Origin of the sequence: Micromonospora cynarisoli (assembly GCF_030518815.1) — a bacterium.
Lineage (GTDB): Bacteria > Actinomycetota > Actinomycetes > Mycobacteriales > Micromonosporaceae > Micromonospora > Micromonospora wenchangensis.
Genome location: NZ_CP130426.1, coordinates 54,341 through 61,394, shown reverse-complemented (window position 1 = coordinate 61,394; position 7,054 = coordinate 54,341). Strand labels below are relative to the sequence as shown.

Annotated in this window: 5 protein-coding genes; all 5 read right to left on the bottom strand. The window is 69.1% G+C overall.

Going from position 1 to position 7,054, the window contains the following annotated elements; translation table 11 throughout:
* Nucleotides 1-25: 25 nt before the first annotated feature.
* Nucleotides 26-1,999 carry an asparagine synthase (glutamine-hydrolyzing) gene (asnB, locus tag Q2K16_RS00275; RefSeq protein WP_302742745.1) on the bottom strand — a complete coding sequence of 658 codons (1,974 nt, stop codon included), beginning with the start codon at nt 1,997-1,999 and terminating at the stop codon, nt 26-28.
* Between the two features lie 6 nt (nt 2,000-2,005).
* Complete coding sequence (locus Q2K16_RS00270) at nt 2,006-2,269, bottom strand: acyl carrier protein (protein WP_302742744.1); 264 nt, start codon at nt 2,267-2,269, stop codon at nt 2,006-2,008.
* 29 nt (nt 2,270-2,298) lie between these two features.
* Nucleotides 2,299-3,927: a thioesterase domain-containing protein gene (locus Q2K16_RS00265; RefSeq protein WP_302742742.1), complete on the bottom strand. Its 1,629-nt coding sequence runs from the start codon at nt 3,925-3,927 to the stop codon at nt 2,299-2,301.
* Nucleotides 3,928-3,931: 4 nt separating this feature from the next.
* Nucleotides 3,932-4,588: a nitroreductase family protein gene (locus Q2K16_RS00260; protein WP_302742740.1), complete on the bottom strand. Its 657-nt coding sequence runs from the start codon at nt 4,586-4,588 to the stop codon at nt 3,932-3,934.
* A gap of 1,255 nt (nt 4,589-5,843) precedes the next feature.
* On the bottom strand, nt 5,844-6,785 hold the full coding sequence (locus Q2K16_RS00250) for an AEC family transporter (protein WP_302742738.1): 942 nt from the start codon (nt 6,783-6,785) through the stop codon (nt 5,844-5,846).
* Nucleotides 6,786-7,054: the final 269 nt, after the last annotated feature.

The window sequence follows — 7,054 nt, the reverse complement described above, 5'->3', positions numbered from 1 at the left end:
CGGTCCTTGCCTTCCCACCCGTGGCTCAGGCTCGCTCGGCGCTGCTGGTCCGGCGGTCGACGACGCGCATCCCGGCCCGGAGCGAACCGGCCCGGCGGGCCTGTCCGCGAACGAACCAGTGGTGCAGCCAGTACGTCGAGGCGAGCAGCGTGAAGGCCTGGTTCTCCTTGGTGCCGACACGCTCGGCCGGACCGTCGAAGATCCGGTCGACCAGTGCGGTGACGAACCGCCGGTCGAGCACGCCGATCGCGTCGAGGGTGTCCGGGTCGCCCAGGACATCCCGGTAGCCGGGCTGCGCGCGGACGAACATCGCGCTGTCCGGCGCCCGGTACGGGAATTTGCCCTTGCTCACCACGGCACCCGGCAGATAGTCACCGAAAGCCCGCTTGAGCAGGTACTTCTCATCGAATGGGTCTCCGAAGCGGTGGTTGAGCGAGGCGGCGAGCCGGACCACCCCGGGGTCGAGGAACGGGCAGCGGTTCTCCACCCCGTGCGCGAGCGCCATCCGGTCCCCCTGGGTGGACAGCAGGTAGCCGGCGAGCAGGGTGTGGAACTCGAGCCACTGGGCCTTCTGCACGGCGGGCAGGTCGGCGTAGCCGGGCTCCTCCGCGACGAGTCGCTGTACCGGGCCGAACGGGTCGGTCGCGCCGGCCAGCAGTCGGACCGCGAAACGGCCGTTCTGGAAGCGCATCTGGTGCGAGAAGAGCCCCGGAAGGTGCTCCTCGGTGAAGCGTTGGTACAGGCCGAGCATCCGGCGGGGCCCGTCGGCGGCGGTGAAGTGGGCGAGGTACGGGTAGGTCCGCGCGATCCGGCTCAGCCGGGCCTGCTCGTCCAGGTCGTGCCACTCGCGCAGGAGCAGAACGTCCTTGAAGATGCCGTACCCGAGGAACGCCTCGTCCGCGCCCTCACCGCTGAGCACGACCTTGATGCCCGCCTCGCGTACCTGTTCGGCGAGCAGGTACATCGGGACGAAGGCGGTGCGGAACGCGGGAACCTCGGCGTGGCGTACCGCGTCGGGAAACGCCTCGACGACGTCGTCGTCGCGTACCGTGACCGCTGTGTGTCGGGTGCCCAGGTGCTCGCTGAGCACGGCCTGCTCGGCCGACTCGTCGAACTCTGCGTCCTCGAACTGCACCGAGAACGTGCGCAGCGGGCCGGCCTGCCGCCCCGCCGCCAGGTGCGCGATGATCGACGAGTCCAGCCCGCCGGAGGCGTACACCGCTACCTCGAAGTCGCTGCGTAGCCGCAGGTCCGTGGCGGCGGAGAGCTCCGCGCGAATCAGTTCGACGGCTTCGTCCTCGGTGGCCGGAGCCGGGTCGGGAACGAGGTCGAGCGTCGCCCACCGGCCGCGTCGGGTCTCGTCACCGCGCAGGCTCAGCCACTCCCCCATCGGCACCTGCTCGATCCCGCGATAACCGGACTGGTCGGGCAGCGGTGTCCAGGTCGCGAAGACGGAGGCGAGCTGACCGGGGTCGAACTCGAAGCGGAAGCCCGGGTAAGCCAGGAACGCCTTCATTTCCGAGGCGAACAACCAGGTGCCCTCATGCCGGGCGACGAAGAGCGGGCGTTTGCCGTGGCGGTCGCGTACCAGGGTCAGTTCGCCGGTCAGCGAGTCGTACACGGCAAAGGCGAACGCACCGTTGAACCGGGGCAGGCAGTCTCGTCCCCAGGCGATCCATGCCTGCAGCACCACCTCGGTGTCCGACTCGGTGCGGAAGCGGACACCCTGGAGACGGAGTGCGTCGCGCAACTCGCGGTAGTTGTAGAGTTCGCCGTTGTAACAGAGCCACCAGCGGTCGTCGGCGCTGCCCACCGGCTGGTCACCGCCAGCGAGGTCGATGATGCTCAGCCGTACCGTGCCCATGGCTGTCCGGTCGTCGAGGTAGCAGCCGGCCCCGTCGGGGCCACGGTGCTCGATCTGCCGGAGCATGTCGTGGATCAGTTCCCGGTGCCCCTGTGGGCCCCGGTCGCCGCCATAGATTCCGGCGATGCCGCACATTGGCGCCTACCGGCCCTGTAACGGTGCGGCGCGATTCGCCTCGACCCACGTCACGATGCTCGACAGCGAGACCATGACGTCGTCGAGCATGTTGTCGGTGAGCTCGACGCCGTACTCGTCCTTGACGTGTGCCATCAGCGAGATGTAGCCGAACGAGTCGAGCACGCCGGCCTTGAACAGGTCGCTGTCCTCGGTGATCTCGTCGCCGAAGACGAACAGCGACTCGCGCTCAATGTAGGCTCTGAGCTGGGCGGTCAGGGTGTCGGACACGGGTGTCTCCTCCTCGGGTGGTGCAGAAGTCAGTCGCGCGAGCGGGTCCCTAGGACCGCCTGGTCGATCAGCGCGGCCACCGTCGGCCACTGCTGACGGATGAAGAAGTGGTCGCCGGGAAGCCGGTGCCTGGTCAGCCGGTACGTGGTCTCGCGCTGCCAGGCGTCGATCTCCGTATCGGTGAAGGGTTCCCGGTCACCGGTCAGCGCGGTGATCGGCAGGTTCAGCGGCCGCTCCTCGCGGTGCTCGTACCGGCCCAGCAGGGTCAGGTCGGCACGCAGGATGCGCTCGTAGTAGGCCATCAGGTCGTGGTGGTCGCGCAGTTGCGCGGGGATCCCCCCGAGCAGGTCCAGGCGCTGCCAGAACGCGTCCCCGTGCAGTCGCCAGGTGCCGCTTTCCCGGCTCGGGATGGAGGGACCGCACTCGCCGGAGACGATCAGATGGCGTGGCGCGGGCAGACCTTCGGCGCGGATCCGGCGGCAGAGCAGGAACGCGAGCCGAGCGCCGAGGCTGTGGCCGTACAGCGCGTACGGCTCGGTGAGCTGCACCCGCAGTTGGGCCATCAGGTCCTCGACCACGGGGTCGACGTCCCAGAGCAGCTGCTCGCCGGCACGCCGCCCGCGTCCCGGCCGTTCGAGGGGGCACAGTTCCAGGTGTTCGCTGTGCTCGCCGAGCGGGTGGTACGAGCGCTGGTCGCCGCCGGCGTACGCCACACCGAACAACCGGTAGTGGCGCGGACCGTCGGCGACCGGTGTCACACCGGCCGTCGACGGCGTGGCGGACGTCGGCGAGGTGCCGCCCGTCGGCGGCGCGTCGGCGGCGATCTGGCGCACCATCCGGGTGAGGAGACCGGCTCCGCCCACCTCACGGAAGTCGTCGGCGGGCACGTGACGCAACACCAGTCGCACGCTGTCGGACCAGGACACCACGCCAGCGATCTGGTCGCTGAGGGTCCGGGCCACGGCGGCGTCGGCGTACGGGCGGGCGGTCGCGTTGGCGATCACCGTGCGGGTCAGCGGGGCGAACCGGAAACCCTTGAGGAACGCGGCGAACTCGTCCCGTGCGGGCCGCATGTAGCGCGAGTGGAAGGCCGCGGACACTTGCAGCCGGGCCACTCGGACGCCCGGCCCAGTCAGCACCGCCTGTGCGCGGTCGATGTCGCCAGCGGGACCGGACAGAACGTTCTGGTGCGAGGTGTTCCGATTGGCGATGTCGACGGTGCCGAGCTGATGCTCGGCGAGGAGCGCGGTGAGCTGGTCGAGGGTCGGGCCGACCACGGCGAGCATCGCGCCGCCCTGCTGCTCGGCCATGAGGGTGGCGCGCTGCATGACGAGCCGGAGCCCGGTCTCGAAGTCGAAGGCGCCGGCGGCGAGCAGCGCGTTGTACTCGCCGAGACTGTGCCCGAGCAGCACGTCCCCAGCGGGCTCGCCCTGACGGAGCGACTCCAGGTAGGCGAGCGCGTTCACCACGTACAACGCGGGCTGGGTGTAGCGGGTGTCGTCGAGCCGGTTGTCGGGGTTCTCCACGCAGAGCCTGACGATGTCGTAGCCGAGGAGGTCGTCGGCGCGGGAGACCTCGTCGGGAAACCGGTCGAACAGTTCCTCACCCATGCCCTTGGCCTGGGTGCCCTGACCGGCGAAGAGGACGGCGTGCGGCATGCGCCTACCTCTCTTCCATCGGGGTGCCCCACGTGTCGAGATAGGTCAGCGTTGCGGCGGGTGTCCGTTTCGGCGGCCGGAAGTCGGTGGACGTGGTGTAGGCAACCGGGAGCAGCGCGATCTGCGTTACGTCGGGAGGCAGGCCGAGCAGCGCGGCGGCCTTCTTCTCGTGGCGCAGGTGCAGCGTGGTCGGGACGGTGCCGAGGCCGCGCGAACGGAGCGCCAGTTGGAAGCTCCAGATCGCCGGCCAGATGCCGCCGTAGTACGCCGACGCCTCGGCGTGCCGGCCGGGCGACCGTCCCATCAGGCACGGGACGACGAGTACCGGCACCTGGTCGATCACGTCCAGCAGGTGCTGGACCGAGTCGATCGCCCGTGCGGCGGTGCCGATACGTGCGTTAGCACCCAGGCGTGCGCGGATTCCATCCAGGTACTCCGTACCCGCCTCCCGAAACAGCGCGCCGAGCCCGGCGCGCTGCTCCGGATTCCGCAGCACCAGCCAGCGCCAGGCCTGGACGTTGCCGGGGGACGGCGCGTACGAGGCGATCCGCAGGCAGGTCGCCAGCACCTCGTGCTCCACCGGGCGGTTCAGGTCGAGCTTGCGGCGCACCGCCGGGGTGGTGCTCAACAGATGGTCGGTGTGCCTCGTCTCGATGATCACAGCGCCGGCCCGCCCTCAGGCCAGGTCGGAGCCGTGGCACCGGGAGGCCGTGCTGACCGGACGTCGGTCATCGACGGTCCCCCACCCGAAGGAAGGCCCCTTTCCGCCGCTCCTGCCTGCCAGGCGTGCCGCGTTCCGCCTGCCAGCTGGAGCCGTTTCGGCTGCGGCTCTCGCACGTCGCGACACCGAGTCACCAGCCTCGTCCGAGGTAGCGCGCCGAATACTTGCACGGCCGCAAGCTTTCCTCTACTGTCGCCCGGCGTGGAATCAGAGTGAGTTCGCTGTTCTCGCCGCAGCGCGGCCGGTCCCCATTTCGGCACCAAACCGAACAACGCTGGAAAAGCGTCCGCGACGAACCTTTGTGCAGGCACGCCGCTTCCACTGGAAAGAACGTCGATCAGCGAATTGTTACTGTACCAATCAGGCAGCTCGGCCGACGCCCCCGATCGACTCCGCAACATCTTCGGCGAGCACGACGACCCAGCCGTCATGTCAACCTCTTCAGGGCTATGAGCAGCATAAACCAACCCGCACGACATCCCCCGAAACAGATTCTTCACATTCTTCGAAGCCGCTTGCCACCGAACACGCACCATTAAGCCACCCACCCAGCGAACGCCAACCTTGGGGCGCATGGAGAATGAACATGAAGTTCACCCGAGAGACATTCGCCCGCGCACCCGCAGGCCAACCGATACGAACAGGATGATCCGCTTTACCGATCGCCTTTGATCATTAGTTTGGCGCACGTGGCTTACGGCACTTCAACGTTTGACCAGGAGCCAGCATGCCGGACCTACCGTACGAATGCAACGACGCGCGACAGCGCGAAGGAGCGGAATGCCAACCCAAGAGGTAACTCTCGGTAACAACCAAGCCTTCCAGCGATCATCGATTGCGGTCTGTGCCCAGCAAGAAGCGGATAGTAGCCAGAGCGACGAACGCGGCCACCAACCCATCGTCACTCTGAGAGAGCAGAGAATAACAAGGAGTGGGATACTTCACATCCTGTCGCTGGTGCTGTTGCGTTGGCGGGTCGGGGCACGCCGGGCCGCGTCAGGAGGCCTGGTCAGATCGCTCGGGCGAGTTCGGTGAACGCGGCGGCCACCCGGGTCACGGGTGGGGCATCGAGTCCGAGTTCGTAGTGTCCGCGTCGGAGGTTCTACACGAAGGTGAGTTCCCCCCCCCCCGCTGTGGTGGAGCGGTTGATGTTCCCCGGGTTTGGTGGAGTTACCGGACGTCTCCGTCGACGGACCTACCTGAGCAGGGACGCTGCCGCAGCCAGGGTGGCCAGCGACAGTGTCGTGGTCAGCAGCACGGCGCGGCTGGTCACCGCCTCGCCGACGCCGTACTCCTGGCCGAAGACGAAGGTGTTCTGCGCCGTCGGCAGGCCCGCGCACACCACCACGGCGAGCAGCTGCGGCGCGGGCAGGTGCAGGGCCAGCCCTGCCGCGTACGCGACGGCCGGCTGCGCGACGAGCTTCAGCGCGGTGATCACGGCCAGCTCGGCCGGCGCGGCCCGACCAGCCGGCGCGGCCCGCTCGGCGCGCGACGGCGTCGTGTGATGCAGCGACGCGCCGAGCGCCACCAGGGCGGCCGGAGCTGCGGCGCCCGACAGCAGAGTCAGCGTCGCGTCGGCCGCCGACGGCAACCGCAGACCGGCAGCCGAACAGGCGACACCGAGCAGCGACGCCAGGATCACCGGGTTACGTACCGGCAGGGAGGCGATCCGGCGGACCCGTATCCGCCCGGCCGGGTCGGCGTGCCGGTCCAGTGCGACCAGGATCACGGGTGCCACCACCAGTACCTGTAGCAGCACCACCTGCGCCAGGAAGGCCACGTCGCCGAGTACCTGGGTGGCAATGGGGATGCCGAGGTTCGCCGAGTTGACGTACCCGGCGGCCATGCCCCAGATGGGTCGTTCCCCGGGCCTGCGACCGAACAGCCGGCTCGCACCGAACCATCCGAACCCGACCACCACAGCGGTGCTCGCCGCGAAGGCGACCAGCGGGCGGACGGCGAACCCGGACAGCGGCATCCGGGACAGCGCCAGGAACAGGGCCGCTGGCATCGCCAGCTGGAACACGAACCGGCCGAGCACCGCCGCCCCCGCCTCGCCCAACAGACCCCACCGGCAGGCCGCGTAGCCGACCACGGTGAGAATCCAGATCGGCACGAATGCCGACACCAGGCTCATGCCGGCGTCATTGGCGGGCGGACGTCGCGCCGACCCGGGGCGACCGGCGTCCGTCGGGGTGCGATCCCTGGCAGTTGCCCCGCCAGGCTGACGAGGGACGGCCACGCTCGATGGCCGGCGTCCCCGTGGGCCCCGCCATCAGCATCGCCTCGATCCGTGCCACTCCCCCGACACGACCGCGACGGAGGCTCTGACTCGTGTCTGCTCCCTCGCCACCCTACGGACGTGGCGCGGGTACCGGTGACCGGCATGTCGGGCGTGGGCAAGAC

What these genes read in the sequence shown, in the direction of transcription:
- Q2K16_RS00265 (WP_302742742.1), bottom strand. Translation starts at nt 3,927, where the DNA reads ATGCCGCACGCCGTCCTCTTCGCCGGTCAGGGCACCCAGGCCAAGGGC.
- asnB (WP_302742745.1), bottom strand. Translation starts at nt 1,999, where the DNA reads ATGTGCGGCATCGCCGGAATCTATGGCGGCGACCGGGGCCCACAGGGG.
- Q2K16_RS00250 (WP_302742738.1), bottom strand. Translation starts at nt 6,785, where the DNA reads ATGAGCCTGGTGTCGGCATTCGTGCCGATCTGGATTCTCACCGTGGTC.